Source organism: Chlorogloeopsis sp. ULAP02 (genome assembly GCF_038404745.2).
Taxonomy (GTDB): domain Bacteria; phylum Cyanobacteriota; class Cyanobacteriia; order Cyanobacteriales; family Nostocaceae; genus Chlorogloeopsis.
The window spans coordinates 1-15,999 of record NZ_JAYKTT020000071.1 but is presented as its reverse complement, the minus strand read 5'-3'; the positions used below and the strand labels follow the sequence as shown (position 1 = coordinate 15,999).

Sequence of the window (15,999 nt, the reverse complement as noted above, 5' to 3'; positions counted from 1 at the left end):
GATAATTTAATTGAGATAATAACTAATTCAAAGTTTTGTTAACGGCTTGAATGACACGGGTTTGATCTGCTTCAGTCATTTTTGTATATATTGGTAGGCTAACTATGTGTTTATAAGCATAGGAAGCGCAAGGAAAATCATCGGAGCGCAGATTATATTTGTCACGCCAGTAAGGATGTAAATGCAGCGGAATATAGTGAACGCTACAACCAATTCCTTTAGCAGCTAGTTGCTCAATAAAAGTATCACGGCTCACTTTGGCAGAGTCATCTAAACGAATCACATATAGATGCCAAGAGTGAGTATCTCCATCAGCTGGTTTTGCTGGCAGATGTAAAGGCAAGTCAGCCAACTCTGCATCATATCGTTTGGCGATCGCTGCACGTTTTTTTTGGAACATCCAAGCTTTCTGAAGTTGATGAATACCAACAGAAGCAGACAGATCCGTCATATTGTATTTGAAACCAGGTGCAACCACTTCGTAGTACCAGGAAGGTTTGGTTGAGGTATAACGATCAAAAGCGTCTCGGCTGATACCATGCAGTCTCATAATACGGCAGCGTTGGGCAACTTCAAAATTGCGGGTAACGAGCATTCCACCTTCGCCAGTGGTAATTGTTTTGGTGGCATAAAAACTATAGACAGTAGCATCACTATCTAGACTGCCAATCAATTTACCTTGATAGGTTGTTGGAATAGCGTGGGCAGCATCTTCAACTACCTTCAAGCCATACTTTTTAGCGATCGCGAGAATTGGCTTCATCTCACACGCAAGTCCCCCCAAATGAACGGGTACAATAGCTTTGGTACGGGGAGTGATGGCTGCTTCAATTTTTGTGGGATCGATATTGAGAGTATTGATATCAATATCGACGAAGACTGGATTTGCCCCTAAATAGCGAATTACTTCCGCAGTCGCGGTAAATGTATGGATAGTAGTAATGACTTCATCACCATCACCAATGCCTAATGCTTCTAGAGCTAAATGTAATCCTGAAGTGGCAGAATTAACAGCGATCGCTTCAACTCCATATCCAATAAATTCCGCAAAATCTTGTTCAAAACGTTTGGTTTTTGGCCCTGTCGTTAACCAATTAGATTTTAAGGAATCAACGACCTCAGCAATTTCCTCTTCTCCAATCTCTGGTAATGCAAAAGGTAAAAAGTTTTCCATAATATTCTATAAAATTTTCTATACTTCCTTGATATTTTTTGAATCAAATCTTTTTAATCCAGCACAAAACATGAGTACGTAAGCATGGCATCAAATTTAGCAAAGTGTAAAAATTTGGATGTATTCTCACAACTAACCGACTAAGAGGAGGTGCTAATATTAATCGCCATATCCTAATTTCAGCTTGAGGAAATAATTTATAAATTTGCTTAATTGAAATACCTTTAACATCTGGATTATTAGGATTATTAAAAATGAAATCGTACTAAAGTACTCCACCTCCTGACTTAACCAATGACCACATATGATTTGCTAACTTTTCCTGAAAATTTGTATCTAAAATCGAAGTAAATACAGTTGCTTGTAAAACAACATCAAACGAACTTTTCTCCAAATCAAAAGCTGAAGCATCCCCAAGCAAAAGTTGAATTGCCGTGGGCAGTAGGCATCGGGCTTTAAGAACGCGTTCTTCCAAAAGTTCATTTCCTACTAAGTTTTCTGGTTGAAAACCCAAAGATATAAACTGAAGTAAATTATCTCCAAAACCACAGCCAATCTCTAAAACTCGTTTATCTTGAACAGGTGCTAAACCAGACTCGTTAATCCAGTGAATGAAAGCTCGTCGTTTTTCTTCATAACTCATGTAGTTAAATGGATTTAACGGATCAGATAAAGATAATTTGGGAAGTTGCTCACGTCTAGCATAACGCTGACGAATAGCCTCAATTTCAGTGTTCATAGAACTTTCTAATTCTAAAAATCATTGATTTAGCTTTTGGATTTTTTCAACAAGTTTGTTCTAAATACTTCGCTCCTAAAGCACGGTAGTAAATGTTTGTATAAGAATCTGCTACCTTTTTTAGACAGAAGTTTTCTTTAATATGCAAACCACTGCGATTACCCATTAAAATTCTTTGCTCCTTCGACTTGAGAAGCTCCACAATTGCCGTAGCTAAAACTTTTGCATTCCCAGGAGGAATCAATAAACCATTCCAACCATCTCGCACAACCTCCTTGCAACCGGGCATATCCGTTGTAATCAAAGGGAGCTTCATTGCACCAGCCTCTAACAAAACCCGTGGTACACCTTCACGGTAATAACTTGGCAGTACAAAGATATCGCTTAAAGACAGTAGCGCCGGAATGTCATTGCGAGAACCAAGATAACAAACATCATCAGCTTTTTGCTGAATTTCTTGGATTGGAACTGCTTGCTGCCCTTCTGAAGACAAAGAACCAATCAACAAAAATTTGACATTTTTCACTAAACCGCGCACTATGCTAGCAGCATCTAGATATTCCCTCACCCCTTTAGCAACAACTAGACGCGCAATCATAGTAACTACCAACTGTCCTTCAAGCCCTAATTCTTGACGAAGATTTGCCAACACTTCGGGTTTGGGGCGGTTTTTGGTGAACTGTTCTACATCTATGCCCGAACCCAAAACTAAATCATCGCCTCCATTTTGCACCATCCCATGCTCGTGAAAATATTGGCGATCATCAGGATTCTGAAATACTGTAATTCCTGTAGCAGAAGCTTTTCCTTGTAGATAACAATATATAGGTCTGAGTGCAAGTGCCAAGGGAGAATTAGAAGAAAAGATATAGCCCATCCCAGTAACAGTACGTACTATTCCTGGAACTTTAGACTTCATTGCTACAACTGGTGCGATTATGGCTGGCTTCGTATCAAAACCATGCACAATATCTGGTTTGTATTTAGTAAATAAATGGAAAAGTTGGGAACGAGTATGTAAATCTGCAACTGGGTTTATTTCCCGTTTCAGGGTATATCGAAAATATGGTATATCATGGGTTGCAAAGTCAATTCCATCTTCAGATCCAACCGCTCCCACATTGAAACCTCTCTCCCTGAGCGCCAGCAATAGAGGAATCCGAAGCCGTATATCTTCTCCTCCAACGTGCCAAACAGTTTTTGATCTAGGATTCTTCATATTATTTGCTAGTAGGTGAAAGCCTCTCGATTTCCTCTCCTAATCGGCGTCTAGCAGCTTCAAGTACCTTTGGATCGCGTGTCCAGTTTTTCCAGTCACGAGCTGCACTTCGACTAACTGCCAGCGCCCAATCTCTGCGATCGAGTTTTTTGAGTATCTCGATGTATTCGTAATCCTCTACTCCTTCCCTCAGCCACTTGAGTCTCATAGAAGGAACAACTCCCTCTATACCTACTTGTTTGCCAGGATAAACCAGCATTCCTTCACCAGGATAATGGTGGTTATCAGAAGAATAGGTTTGAACGTCATTCCAAGGATCTTTAGTCCATAGGTCAACCCGCCAGTATAATAGTCCTGTTAGGCTTAGACTCTGACTAATAAAACCTGGTTGAATTTGAAAATTTATCGGCTCAAAGTCTATCTCCCATTTTGGGGAGTAATCATCTTGCACTAAAGCGTTGTAAGACCAAACTTGATTTCCTTTATTAAGTACATACAATACTCTTTCTCGTGCCTCATCATACATTCTCGGCAGCAAAACCCATATATCTACAGCAGAGCGCCTGCTTCCTGAACCGTCGTCATAAAGCTCAGGTACTGGTTTCATAGTGATGAGGTTAGCAACCCTAGCAGAGTGCAGATTTCGCGCCCACTGCTTAATCGTGGCGTAAAGATTGGGACAATTATCAATTTCATCAGCCGTGTAGTTATATAGCAACAAGCCAGACTGATACCCCGAAGCAGTTGTCTGCAATTGTTTCACAGAAGGGGCTGGAATCATCTGACAGTTCTTAATATTCGCTTTGCTCCAAAAACCAAGGTTCGTAGAAACAAGCCCCCACTTATTAACTAATTCGCGTTTATCCTCCACATTCACATCCTTAGGCATAAGCTTGTGTTTGAGGAGTTCCTCATTAGCACTTTTAGTACCAGCTTCCCAGAATGAAAAAGAAGAATTAAGCGATGGTTTGAGAGGTAGCTCAAAGTTCCAAACTTTTAGGAGTATTTTACCCTCGACTTTTCCTTGATTACTGGTAACTGTAAACTTGCCTGTATATTGGCCAGGTTGAGTGTTGCGAGGTACAAAAACATCGCCCCAAATCGGTTGGTTTTTTTTAGCATCAATTTGAAATGGAACTGCTTTTAAATCAGCTTTTATAGGAGGTTTTCTAGTCACAGGATCTACAAAAGGAATGAGTCCATCAGCATACCAACCAGGACTTAAGGGTGGATTTTTAGTACCTCCCCATTTAGGACTAGAATAACGAACATGAACATAATGTTCTCGGTAAAGTGTAATATTTTGCTGGGGAATTATTTGTTGATTTTTACCGTACAAATTTGAAACCGAAACATTCACATTTTTAAGACCGTCTGGTGGTGCCTGAATGACGATTTGAAAAGGTTCATACTCTCCACGAGCCGCGTAAAGTTCAATGGAATTTGTATTTCCTGGTTTATCTTCTCGTCCAATTCTTTCCATACCAGAAGCTACCCACACGATGGGAGTTAGTGAGGATGGATTCTTTGCTAATAAAATGCTGATGTTTGCACAAGCAAGCAAAATGAATAGCGCTCCCAGTATCCATAGTAAATAAGAAAGTTGTATTTGTTTTTTGGAATATTTTTTATTCATTTGTGCCTAATTAAGCTATGTTGAGAAAATTATTCTCTACGCTATCGACCTTAGCGTTTTACTCTTTCTAATTGTCTAAATTTCACTATTAAATGCAAGGTATTGTTCTTTATATCCAACTACTTGCCGTCGCACAAATCGCTTCAAACTTGTAGGTAAGTAAGGATAAATATATCGACCAAGAGGATATACCCCCATCCACAGAGGTAAGCCTAATTCACATACTACTTGCCACTGCAATTCACTTAATATCTTTTGCCGCTGGCGATACTGTACATTTTGATAAAAGAAACTGTCAGAATGCACCCAATGTTCACCCAAAACTTCTGGAATATTAGCAACCTGCCAACCGAGTTTGACAAAAGTAAGCCACAGACGCAAATCTTCCACACCATCGTTTATATGAGGATATCCTCCAGCTTGTCTCCAGGCTTCTTTGCGAAAGGTAACTAGAGAATGAACAAAAGGAATGCAAGTTGCCATTGTACGCACAAGCTTATGGTGTTCAGTGGGAGGCATACCTACATGACGCTCTTGGCGACCATCATTGACGAGAATATAATAGCTACCTACCATGCCAATTTTTGGATTTGCTTCTAGAAACTCTAACTGCGATCGCAAGCGTTGGGGGTAACTAAGATCGTCAAAGTCTTGGCGGGCAATATAATCACCTTGTGCTGTTTCAATAGCGTGATTAAGCGCTCTGGTAAAACCTAATCTTCCAGGAGACAGTACACGCACGCGTGAGTCTCTGTGAGCGAGTTCTTTTAAGAAATCTGGAGTTTTATCTGTAGAGCCGTCGTCTACAATAATGTACTCAAAGTTAGTATAAGTCTGTCTAAGAATACTGGGAACGGCTCGGTCGAAGTATTGTTCACCGTTATAAACGGGAGTAATGACACTAATTTTTGGCTTTGTTGTATTCATATCTGAATTAAAGTTGTGTTATTTAATTAGTGATAAGATTAATAGCTTCTAAGCTAAGTTAATGAATCTAATCACAGAGCCATAATTTAGTCTCAAAATGATTTGAGAGGAATGAAAAAGGAATACTTTAGTTGTTTTCTAGCCACGCTTGAAACATCAGCACATCCCATAGATAGTATTGCCAGTCGCGATCACCCAAAAGATGTTCTTTCCATTTCTGCCGAATCGGCTGTGGGTTTAAAAATCCTTCTTGCCGCAACCGAGTTTCATCTAGCAGAGTTTCTGCCCAGTCTCGCAAAGTACCACGTAGCCAGCTATCAATGGGAATGTTGAATCCCATCTTTGGACGCTCAATCAGATTTTGAGGAATATACTTGTACAAAACTTGGCGCAGTAGCCACTTACCCTGCCCGTTGCGAATTTTCATAGATAGTGGCACGCGCCAGGCAAATTCCACCACACGGTGATCTAACAGTGGTATCCGCCCTTCTAAACTTACACCCATACTGGCTCGATCTACCTTGACTAGGATGTCATCGGGTAAATAAGTCACTGTATCGAGATACATCATCCGTTGAGTGAAGTCGGGTAAATTAGCCCAGCGTTGGCGATCGCTTAAAGCTGTAGATAGTTCTGAGCCACCTATTACTAAGGCTTCTGGTTGTTTCCAATGGGAAACCAGATGAGTGTACATCATCTCAGGATTAGCAACTGCCAAAATTTCACTCAGCTTGTGCAATGTATCCCCAAGCAAAAGTGGTTTGAATTTAGCTGGTACTAAGTTGCTAAAGCCAGCAAAAGCAGTATTCTTCACTAGGGGTGAGATGTGAGTTAAAACACCAACTGCATCCTTGCGTAATTTTGGTGGCATCCACCCTATTTTCTGCCAAATACTGCGACCCCAGAAATAGCGATTGTATCCTGCAAACAGTTCATCGCCACCATCTCCTGAAAGACTAACTGTTACATATTGTTTAGCCAGCTCAGATACCAGAAAGGTAGGTATGCCAGAGGAATCTGAGAATGGTTCATCATAAAGCATTGGTAGCTTGGGGATAACAGCAAGTGCCTCTTGTGGAGTTACGTAAAGTTCTGTGTGATCTGTGCCTAGATGCCGTGCTACCTCCTTGGCATACTGGGCTTCGTTATAGATATCTTCATTAAAACCGATGCTAAATGTTTTAACGGGTTGGCTACTTTGAGCCTGCATCAGGGCTACGACTGTGGAAGAATCAATACCTCCTGAGAGAAAAGCTCCCAAGGGTACATCTGCAACCATTCGCAGTTTGACAGCATCTTGTAGCAAAGCTTCTAACTGTGCCACTGCTTCCTGTTCTGAACCTATGAAGGGTTCAGCAATGCCCTTGTGGGCAGTTTCCTTGACAGACCAGTAAGATATTGGTTGAGAATAAGGTTCTATACCATTCCAGGTGAGGACACAACCAGGTGGCAATTTATAGATGTCTTCGTAGATTGAATAAGGTGCAGGAACGTAGCTAAACCGGAGAAACAAAGTCAAAGCATCTCGGTTGATTTGAGCCTGGAAATGGGGATAAGCTTTCAGAGCTTTTAATTCCGAAGCGAATAGCAGCGTCTGATTGATCCAACCGTAATAAAGGGGCTTTTCACCCAAGCGATCGCGCCCTAAATGCAAAACTCGTGCTTGCCGATCCCATAAAGCAAAGGCAAACATCCCGTTAAAGCGTTTAATTGCCGCCTTTAAACCCCATTGGCTAAAACTAGCCAGCATTACCTCAGTATCAGAATGACTGCGAAAACGGTGTCCTAGTTGTTTTAGTTCATGTCGTAATTCTAAAAAGTTATAAATCTCACCATTAAATACAATCACATAGCGATCGTCAGCAGACACCATCGGTTGATGTCCTTCTGGTGAAAGATCTACAATAGCTAGTCGCCTATGTCCTAAGGCAATTCCCATCTCTGCATCAATCCAGCAACCTCCATCATTAGGGCCACGATGAACTAATGTAGAGGACATAGCCTGAACTATTACCTGCATTTGCTCAGAACTAGTTTGTGCAGAAGGATTGAAAAAACCAGTTATGCCACACATCCATTTATTCCACCTATTTTTTGTAACCTATTGCACACCAGTAAGGAGCAGAATCGCTAAAACTGATTCTTTCCAAACCTGCGTCTTCCATCATGTTTTGAATTTCTTTTTTTGTAAATCGCTTTTCTAATTTTGTACCAAACCGATCCAAAGCATCAGTCCGCATGACATAAAAACTTCTATTTCTATATGCGGAAAGAGGAAAAGAATCTACATTAAATCCGAGCTTTTCTAGTAGCAATGAACACTGCGCAAAGGGAAAGTAAACAAAAATTGCAATGATTTGACTAAGTAAGTACCTGAGTGAATAAGGTAAACGAGATATCAAAAATCGAACAGGCTCAGTTACGTACCAAATTAAGTAAAACCACAAAGGCCTATTATCAAATTTATAGTATAAATAGAGCAAAAATGGAGCTGATTGTTTAAGTTTTGAAACACAAATTTTTATGCCGTCAGCAGTATCAGGAATATGATGTAGCACGCCTAATGCGTAACCAAAATCGGCAGAATTATTTTCTAAAGGTAGATTATCAACTCCTGCTAAATGGAATTCACAATTTGCTATTTTACTGAGATTGTTTTTTGCTATATCTAAAGCAGCACGACTAGGATCTATACAATGTAACTTACCCACTCTCGGAGCTACTAACTTTGCCCATCTACCACTGCCACATCCAACATCAAAACCAACCGCACCTTTTGGTAAGGTATGCCAAGGAAAGATATGGAAATGTTCTACGAGTATTTCCATATGTTCTGCTTGAGAAAGAGTAGATTGGTCGAATCTGCTCCATTCGTCACCAAATCCTTCGACTACTTTCATATCAAGGTTAGATTTCATATTATCTCGCTTAATTAACTACAAAATTTTCAAACAATTTATTGTGTGACAACACACTTTCATACAATGCTTCATACTGAGCAACAACTGAGTCTAAAGAAAAGTGTTCGATTATTCTGGTTCGTGCTGCTTTTCCCAAAGCTTCTCTGCCCTTTGAACCAATATCAATTAATTCTTTCCAAGCTTGAGCCAATGCCTCTGAGTTTTTTGGAGGTACTACCCGTCCTGTATTACCCACAATCCACGCTGCATCACTCACATTTGTAACAACACAAGGCACACCGCAAGACATAGCCTCCCCTATTACTAAAGACCATCCTTCTCCAAATGCGGAAGAAGAAGTAGCAATATCAACAGCAGCATTAAGACGAGGCATATCGCTACGATGCCCTAATAAGTGAATGCGATCGCCAATTCTTAAATCTTGAATTAAATTTTGCAAAGTATTATTCTCTGGATTAACTCCAGAACCAGCTAAAAGAAAGTGGGTATGAGAATATTCTTTTAAAAGAATAGCAGCAGCTTGAAGAAAATTTGCATGGTCTTTCATTGGATGATAGCGACCCATCAATCCAATTAGCAAAGTATTTTCTGATAAACCTAGTTCTGACCTAACGCTTGATTTAGCCTCAAAGGATGGCTTAAACAGTGAAGTATCACAAGAATTTGGAATTACATAGCTCTTTTGTTGACAATATCCCAAGGCTTCATGTTGTACTTTACTAGTTTGAGAAACAAACACAATTTTAGTAGTCAACTTAGAAAGATAAGCACAGCCTTTAACAAGAGTTGCAGTCATTTTATTGTCAAGATCAGCCAAAGAATCAAGTGAACATTGAATGTTCCATAAAATCGCTATTTTCTTGAATAAAAAAGCACTAGCTAATTGCGCGGCAAAATTACCGTGATACATCCAGCCTTGAATTAGATTGGGATTATGTTGCCGCACTGTACGAATTAATTGCCATGTAGCTTCCGGTGTAGGCTTTCCCGGTTTCATTCCCAGCGTATGAACTGGAATACCTAATGCTTCAATAGAATCTCCCCATATCCCTCGATCCATTAAAGAAACCACAACAGGACTAAACCGAGAACGGTTAATTTTAGACAGGAGGTTGTAAAGCATTTTTTCACCACCACCTGTACCTGTAGAGAGTTCTGTAGTTACATAAATAATTTTCATGATTTTTGCATTTTTTGATAATTTTGTTCCAATTGGCTGGTTACATTCATTGCAGCCATTAACGAAAACATGAGCAGAAATTCACGCTGTTCTAAAATGTTATGGCTAAATACTGCCCATGTCAGAATCAGAGCAGTAAAAGCCAAATTGATATTTTTATTTTTTTTACTTGCATTTTGTGTCACTGCAATCACTAAAATCGGTAAAAGTAAAGCTCCTATAAATCCATGTTCAAGCATGAATAATAAATACATATTGTGTGGTCTGATGTTGTATATTTTTTCAAGCTCTAAAGTGTAGCCAACTCCCCAACCAAAAAATGGTGATTCTAGAAATTTTTGCCAAGATAGCTCTACTATAAATAAACGTGTTTGCCCAGAAGCATCAAAAATAGCATCACGAGATAAAGGAGATTCAAACTGGTTAATCCGATGGATTGTCGTATCTTTCAGCAACCCACTATATTCAAGGTTGTGAGTATCTAATAAATTTAATCCGAGCAAATTTATAACTATTAAGATTATTCCTAATAAAGTGATTCCTAAAAATACATATTTACGTGGAATTTCCTTTTTGCTAATTAATAATATTAGTACAATCAAAAATGTAATTGGAGCACTGCGAGAAAAAGTTATAAAAATACCAATAAAAATAATTACAACAAAGGGTACACGATATCTTTTAGGTAGTAGACCTATAGTTAAAATTAAACCACTAACTAATGCACAGCCAGCTCTGTTTGCATCTACATAGAATCCCGACGGACGACCTGTTAGCTCTGCACTTTGATGTTCAATTATAGTAACAAATGCTGAAGGATTCATTAATCCATAAAAATAGGTAATTATATTTATGAAAGTAACAGCCAGGATGCTACGCCTAGCCCAAGTTTGAACAACAGAATACTGAGAAAAAATTAAACTCATTAACAAGATAAAAAATATTGTTAAAATTCGAGATTTAAACTCATCAAATGAGGATTCATACTGAGAGCTTAAACCCAAATAAATAACTGATATGACAAGATATCCAGTCAACCAAGCTAACAGACTGACTGAGAAATATTTTTTTCTAGAAATAAAGGTTGAAAATAAGGGAATAGAGGCAACAGCAAAGACAATAATCCAAAGCTTAGGAGAGGGCGCTGCCACGGCAGTTTCTAGATATGTATCCAAATTTGTAAAAAAAATTAAAACTGCTCCTACAGCTAAAGCACATTGATAGTACAAAAGGAAATTTGATGTTTTAAGTAACTTTATATTCATGACATCATTGCAGAAAAGCAGCTTCTGTTTTTAGTAGTAATTGACGGACTGAAAACCGAGTCACCACTTGCTGTCGAATATCTTCTCGACTCTTGCCATTGAATTGGGCATTATCTATGAATTGCTTAATCGCAGCAGTCAATGCTTCTGGGCTTTTGGGTGGTATAACTAAACCTGCGTCACCAATAATCCAGGCTGAATCAGCTACATCCGTTGCTATACACCTCACACCACAAGCCATCGCTTCTCCCAGGGTATTAGAAAATCCTTCCCCATAAGCAGAAGTGGAAATAGCTACATCCAGGGCATTGTGTACGGCAGGCATATCTGAGCGCGCTCCCGCCCAAATTACCTTTTCAGAAATCCCTAAATTAGCAGTAAGTTGATGTAATTCCCGTGCATAATTTTCCGATCCAGTTCCTACACAAACAAAATGCACATCCTTTCTTTCTGCACATAGTAGTGCAGCAGACTTAAGAAAAGTTGGGTGATCTTTCATTGGATCTAGTCTTCCTACCAAACCGATTAAAATTGCGTTTTCTGAAATTCCCCACTCTTGTCGTACTTTTGCTCCAGCTTCTGGATTAGGTTGAAAACGTTCAGTATCAATGCCATTGGGAATTACTATCATCTTGCTAGCTGGAAATCCGCGAGTTAGATAATCATCTCGCCCTGCATGAGAATTAACTATAATCAGGTCAGCGAAATGTGATAGTAAGTTTTCTAACTGTTGGTACAATTGCACCCGCCAATCATGGCGATCGCACTCATAATTAGAACCACGTATTCCCCAAATCATCCGAGTTGAGGGAAAAAAGGGCTTTAAACAGATAGTGAATAGATTAGGTTCAGTTAGATACCCATGCAACACATCCGGTTGAATTTGTTTAAGATATTGAACCAAACGCCAAAAGAAACTAATTAAATCCCAACGTCCCTGCTTCTTCAAAGAGATAAGTTTGATATTACTATTTATCAAATCTTTCTCTAGGGGGCCGTGAGGATAAAAGCATAAAATAGTTACATCAAAGTTTTGTTGATTGAGAATTTTTGCGAGTGTCACTAATTGTCTTTGAGCACCGCCATAGTTAAGATCTCGAATGAGAAATACAATCTTTTTTAACATTTTCTACTTAGTAAAATTCTTATCTTTTAAGTACAAAATATATCCTAATGGCAAAGCTAAAAGCCATAAAAATTTACCAATTACTGTATTTATATTTGAAACTTGTTCAGTAATGGCAATATTTAAATGAAAAGAAAATCGGCTATAGTGAATTGCCGTGCGCAAAAAGTGTATAGGAGCAAATTTCAGCCAATCTATTTCTTCATTGAGAATAGTTAAAAGTGATAATCGCTCGCCTAAAGCATTTTTACCTGGGTTTGAGGCTTTGCGCATAATTGAGGGTTGGTCTGTCCAATAGATTCTGAGAACTTCATTGACAAATCTAGTTTGATATTGTCTGGCAATTTTGTTCCAGATCACGTTTTGTGAAATATATCCTCCTCTAATTTCTTCACCGTAGGGAAATTTTCTAAGTATATCAGTACGATTAAATCCCCATTTTTCACCTGTCACTTTGAAGCGATAACGAATTTCTAAAACATCTGCATCAATAGGATGACAAGGAAATAAACTACCAACAAGCTTTCCATGTTGGTCATTACATAGACCTGTTACTCCAGTAAAATTTTCTCTTTTGTCTAGAGGAATTACATCCCAATAATATTTGAGACGCTCTAGTGCTTCTGGTACACATGAATCGTCAGAATCAAGTTGAAGAAATAGCTCTCCTCTAGCTTCCCTTGCGCCTCGATTCAGAGCAATATGTAACCCACCATTTTGTTGATAAATATAACGAATTAGAAATTGATTTTCTCCTTGCCACTGCTCTACCAATTCTTTAGTATTGTCAGTTGAACCATCATCAACAATTAGCCACTCAAAATCACGATATGTTTGTGCTTTAAGACTCTCATAAACTCTAGGAAGAGTATAAGCACGATTATAGGTTGCTGTGAAGACTGTAAAAATGTATTGATAGTTTTTATTACTTTCTAATGCTTGTTGATCTTGAATAATCATTTGCGTTTTTCCTTAATGACTTCTTCAATTAATGCTTCCCACATTCCCATAACTTTTTCTAAGCTAAATCGTTCAGTTACTTCTGGCGCACGCATAGCTAAAAGTTTGCGTTCTTGTTCGTTAGACATTAATCGAGCCATTGCTGTGGCTAAGGCTGATTCATCTAGATTAGGCACCAAAATACCATCTATTCCATCACGAATGATTTCTTTTGGCCCGCTAGGACAATCTGTAGAAATGACTGGTAGTCCACAAGCCATTGCTTCGCACAAAGCATTGGGAAAACCTTCAAAGCGAGAAGACATGACGAAAATATCTGCTTGTTTGAGATAGTCATGGGGATTTTTCACTGTTCCTAAAAGATGAACGCGATTTACTAATCCCAAGCGATCGCGCAAAGATTCGAGTTCTGGACGTAACTCTCCTTCTCCCAAAATTGTCAATGTCCATTCAGGATAATAATCCTTTAGTTTGGCAAAGGCTTGTAGGAGCAGATCAAATCCTTTTTGCGGAACAAGACGTCCGATCGCAATTAAGGATGGCTTCACCAGTAATTGTGTTGATGAACTGTCACTATTACTTACTGATAAAGCTGGATTAGGAATAACACAACCATGGGATTGTATTTGTGGTGAAAAATAGTTTAGCGCCCTTGCAGTAACTGCAACCACTCGATCTGCCTTCAAGTAAGTCCATTGCCGTAGAAGTTCCCAAATTTTACCAATTGGGTACATAGCTGGATGAACTTGTTCATCTACGACTAGAGGAATTCGTAATTTCTGTGTTGCTAGTAAAGTTAAGACATTAGTGATGTCTAAAAAGCTAATCACAATATCAGGTTTACTCTCAACAATGACAGACCTAAGTATCTGAATTCGCTTGAGATTATTTGAGATTGCTGCCAACAGATTAGAAGAATTTCCAGCTATACCTAAAGGAACATATTGAATACGGGAATCTAAATTGTAGAAGGGAGATACTGAACTCTCTGGCAAAGTCAATAATGTAATTGTCCATCCCTTTGCAGCCCAGTAATTAGCCATAATTGACATTACCCGCTCTGCACCTCCAGAAGTAAGGGAAGAAATAACCAATGTTAGTCTCATTTTTGGATACCAAACTACAAATTATTAAAAATCACTTTCTTAGCTAACTAGAATTATTTACTAAGTTCTCTTAACTTTTTTGTGATGAACAAGAAGACAAATAAAAATGTGAATAAATACACACAACTTGTAGATAAGGCAATACCTTTAATGCCTATCCATTGCATAAATAAATAATTTAAAGTGATATTAATTATTAAATCGAATCCAGCCGCCCACATTAGTATATGGTTCATTTGCATAGCTGTAATAAATTTTACAACTAAGATATTGCCAATATAAAAGGGTATCTGTAAGGCAAAACAACTTTGAATTTGAGCGACTAAATTAGTGTCGTAAGCGGTAAAAGAACCTCTTTGAAAAAGTATCTGAACTATAAGCTCAGAGAATACAATCAAAATTCCCGTTAGTGGTATAGTAGCTAAAAATATTAGCTGTAAGTAATGCTTGAGTGTATGTTGCACACCTTTCCAATCTCTGCAAGCAATCATTTTTGATGAATAAGGAATTACGGCAGTACCCAATGCTGTGGTAACTAAGCTTATGGGGAAGGCGATTGCTCTTTGACCGTAGTTGAGTGCTGCTACACTCCCAGGCGACAACATTGCTGCCATTGATTGATCGACAAAAGCAGCACTACCAATTAAAAATGATCCTGCCATGACTGGAAAAAATTGATTAACTACCTGATGTAAGTGATCATTCAATCCATACCATTTCAGCTGTAATAAAACGCCTTGCCGATGAATTGCTGCTCCCAAAATAATCATTTCCAATACAGCACCACTGACTAATCCTGCTGCTAAGGCAAAGACACCCCAAGACTGATTTAGCAATAGAAATATTATTGTTATAGCTGGTGTCATGATTGGACATATAGCTGCTAACGCAAAACGCTCGCCGGCATTCAAAACTGCACCCCAGATTAGAAGGATTCCATTCAGTATTACCACAGGTGCAATTATCCATAGCAGCTTAAAAGTGAGATCTAATTTTTCAGAACTAAAACCTGCTGCAATTTGTGGTAAGTACAGGGGTGCAGTAGCCAACATTAGTACGGTTGTAATTGAAAGCAGCCCTAGACTCCAGAGCATAACTCCAGAAAAAAGTTTTTGAGCTGCGTTTATGCCTTCCTGCTCTCGTACTTGAATATATGTAGGAATGAGAGCGGCATGAAAAGAACCAGCTATGACAATAATGATGAAATCAGGAACCAGCATAGCAATAAAAAATGCGTCTAAAGTATCTCCGATTCCAAATTTCCAAGCAACAACTAATTCCTTAAATACGGCTACTATTTTGATTAATGCTGTCCCTACGCCAACCGTCATAGCTGCTCCTAAAATTCGGCGATTGGTAGAGCCACCTGATAAATTTCTCCAATGTTTCAAAAGATGTTGTACTGAAAAAACTTTCATTTAAATTGGCTCCAAATTTTTTATGAGTCTGACTTTTCCAAGACTCATTATATTAATCTGCGTATTTTGCAGCACACTAAATATTATTAGCTACTGTGACGACGAAATTATTTTTGCTAGTAGATGCAGCTGTACTTGTCTCTAAATATTTGGGTTTGTATCCAGGTACTAATTGCTCAAGTAGAAAAAAAATCAAAGTCGTATCGTTTATAGCTGCTGCTTTACACAATTTTTCAACAGTAATTGTCAAATTGTCTGGAATAATTCGACTTGCATTTTTCACAACTAATAGTTTGTCATGTTCAGTTGGTTCGTATTCTTCCCCTGT

The 15,999-nt window shown here is 38.6% G+C and carries 13 protein-coding genes and 1 pseudogene; all 14 read right to left on the bottom strand.

The features are described 5' to 3' along the window. Positions 1-22: 22 nt before the first annotated feature. Positions 23-1,174 (bottom strand): DegT/DnrJ/EryC1/StrS family aminotransferase, encoded by a 1,152-nt coding sequence (locus U2718_RS24965; protein ID WP_341996006.1) that lies wholly within the window; start codon positions 1,172-1,174, stop codon positions 23-25. A gap of 265 nt (positions 1,175-1,439) precedes the next feature. After that, entirely contained in the window at positions 1,440-1,913 is a 474-nt protein-coding gene (locus U2718_RS24960) for a class I SAM-dependent methyltransferase (protein WP_341996008.1), read from the bottom strand. Positions 1,914-1,959: 46 nt separating this feature from the next. Next, positions 1,960-3,132, bottom strand: a complete 1,173-nt coding sequence (locus U2718_RS24955) for a glycosyltransferase family 4 protein (protein WP_341996010.1) — start codon at positions 3,130-3,132, stop codon at positions 1,960-1,962. 1 nt (position 3,133) lies between these two features. After that, positions 3,134-4,768 (bottom strand): DUF4091 domain-containing protein, encoded by a 1,635-nt coding sequence (locus tag U2718_RS24950; RefSeq protein ID WP_341996012.1) that lies wholly within the window; start codon positions 4,766-4,768, stop codon positions 3,134-3,136. Between the two features lie 75 nt (positions 4,769-4,843). Further along, the gene (locus tag U2718_RS24945) at positions 4,844-5,695 is read right to left on the bottom strand and encodes a glycosyltransferase family 2 protein (protein WP_341996014.1); all 852 of its coding nucleotides are present in this window, start codon (positions 5,693-5,695) and stop codon (positions 4,844-4,846) included. A gap of 127 nt (positions 5,696-5,822) precedes the next feature. After that, on the bottom strand, positions 5,823-7,769 hold the full coding sequence (gene asnB / locus U2718_RS24940; protein WP_341996016.1) for an asparagine synthase (glutamine-hydrolyzing): 1,947 nt from the start codon (positions 7,767-7,769) through the stop codon (positions 5,823-5,825). Positions 7,770-7,782: 13 nt separating this feature from the next. After that, the gene (locus tag U2718_RS24935; protein WP_341996018.1) at positions 7,783-8,613 is read right to left on the bottom strand and encodes a class I SAM-dependent methyltransferase; all 831 of its coding nucleotides are present in this window, start codon (positions 8,611-8,613) and stop codon (positions 7,783-7,785) included. A gap of 10 nt (positions 8,614-8,623) precedes the next feature. Then, on the bottom strand, positions 8,624-9,796 hold the full coding sequence (locus U2718_RS24930) for a glycosyltransferase family 4 protein (protein WP_341996019.1): 1,173 nt from the start codon (positions 9,794-9,796) through the stop codon (positions 8,624-8,626). Further along, entirely contained in the window at positions 9,793-11,061 is a 1,269-nt protein-coding gene (locus U2718_RS24925; protein ID WP_341996021.1) for an O-antigen ligase family protein, read from the bottom strand. The genes U2718_RS24930 and U2718_RS24925 overlap by 4 nt, the downstream gene beginning before the upstream one ends. A 4-nt stretch (positions 11,062-11,065) precedes the next feature. Further along, on the bottom strand, positions 11,066-12,187 hold the full coding sequence (locus U2718_RS24920) for a glycosyltransferase (RefSeq protein WP_341996023.1): 1,122 nt from the start codon (positions 12,185-12,187) through the stop codon (positions 11,066-11,068). A 3-nt stretch (positions 12,188-12,190) separates the two neighbouring features. Then, positions 12,191-13,147 (bottom strand): glycosyltransferase family 2 protein, encoded by a 957-nt coding sequence (locus tag U2718_RS24915; protein WP_341996025.1) that lies wholly within the window; start codon positions 13,145-13,147, stop codon positions 12,191-12,193. Next, the gene (locus U2718_RS24910) at positions 13,144-14,253 is read right to left on the bottom strand and encodes a glycosyltransferase family 4 protein (protein WP_341996029.1); all 1,110 of its coding nucleotides are present in this window, start codon (positions 14,251-14,253) and stop codon (positions 13,144-13,146) included. Before U2718_RS24910 ends, U2718_RS24915 begins: the two co-directional genes overlap by 4 nt. A 53-nt stretch (positions 14,254-14,306) precedes the next feature. Then, a complete protein-coding gene (gene murJ, locus U2718_RS24905; protein WP_341996030.1) occupies positions 14,307-15,671 on the bottom strand; it encodes a murein biosynthesis integral membrane protein MurJ in 1,365 nt (454 codons plus the stop codon). A gap of 76 nt (positions 15,672-15,747) precedes the next feature. Next, a pseudogene (locus tag U2718_RS24900) lies at positions 15,748-15,999 on the bottom strand (polysaccharide biosynthesis protein); the annotation flags it as partial.

Coding starts and splice junctions, on each gene's coding strand:
- U2718_RS24925 (WP_341996021.1), bottom strand. CDS start 11,061: ATGAATATAAAGTTACTTAAAACATCAAATTTCCTTTTGTACTATCAA.
- U2718_RS24960 (WP_341996008.1), bottom strand. CDS start 1,913: ATGAACACTGAAATTGAGGCTATTCGTCAGCGTTATGCTAGACGTGAG.
- asnB (WP_341996016.1), bottom strand. CDS start 7,769: ATGTGTGGCATAACTGGTTTTTTCAATCCTTCTGCACAAACTAGTTCT.
- U2718_RS24930 (WP_341996019.1), bottom strand. CDS start 9,796: ATGAAAATTATTTATGTAACTACAGAACTCTCTACAGGTACAGGTGGT.
- U2718_RS24950 (WP_341996012.1), bottom strand. CDS start 4,768: ATGAATAAAAAATATTCCAAAAAACAAATACAACTTTCTTATTTACTA.
- U2718_RS24915 (WP_341996025.1), bottom strand. CDS start 13,147: ATGATTATTCAAGATCAACAAGCATTAGAAAGTAATAAAAACTATCAA.
- U2718_RS24955 (WP_341996010.1), bottom strand. CDS start 3,132: ATGAAGAATCCTAGATCAAAAACTGTTTGGCACGTTGGAGGAGAAGAT.
- U2718_RS24910 (WP_341996029.1), bottom strand. CDS start 14,253: ATGAGACTAACATTGGTTATTTCTTCCCTTACTTCTGGAGGTGCAGAG.
- U2718_RS24935 (WP_341996018.1), bottom strand. CDS start 8,613: ATGAAATCTAACCTTGATATGAAAGTAGTCGAAGGATTTGGTGACGAA.
- U2718_RS24920 (WP_341996023.1), bottom strand. CDS start 12,187: ATGTTAAAAAAGATTGTATTTCTCATTCGAGATCTTAACTATGGCGGT.
- murJ (WP_341996030.1), bottom strand. CDS start 15,671: ATGAAAGTTTTTTCAGTACAACATCTTTTGAAACATTGGAGAAATTTA.
- U2718_RS24945 (WP_341996014.1), bottom strand. CDS start 5,695: ATGAATACAACAAAGCCAAAAATTAGTGTCATTACTCCCGTTTATAAC.
- U2718_RS24965 (WP_341996006.1), bottom strand. CDS start 1,174: ATGGAAAACTTTTTACCTTTTGCATTACCAGAGATTGGAGAAGAGGAA.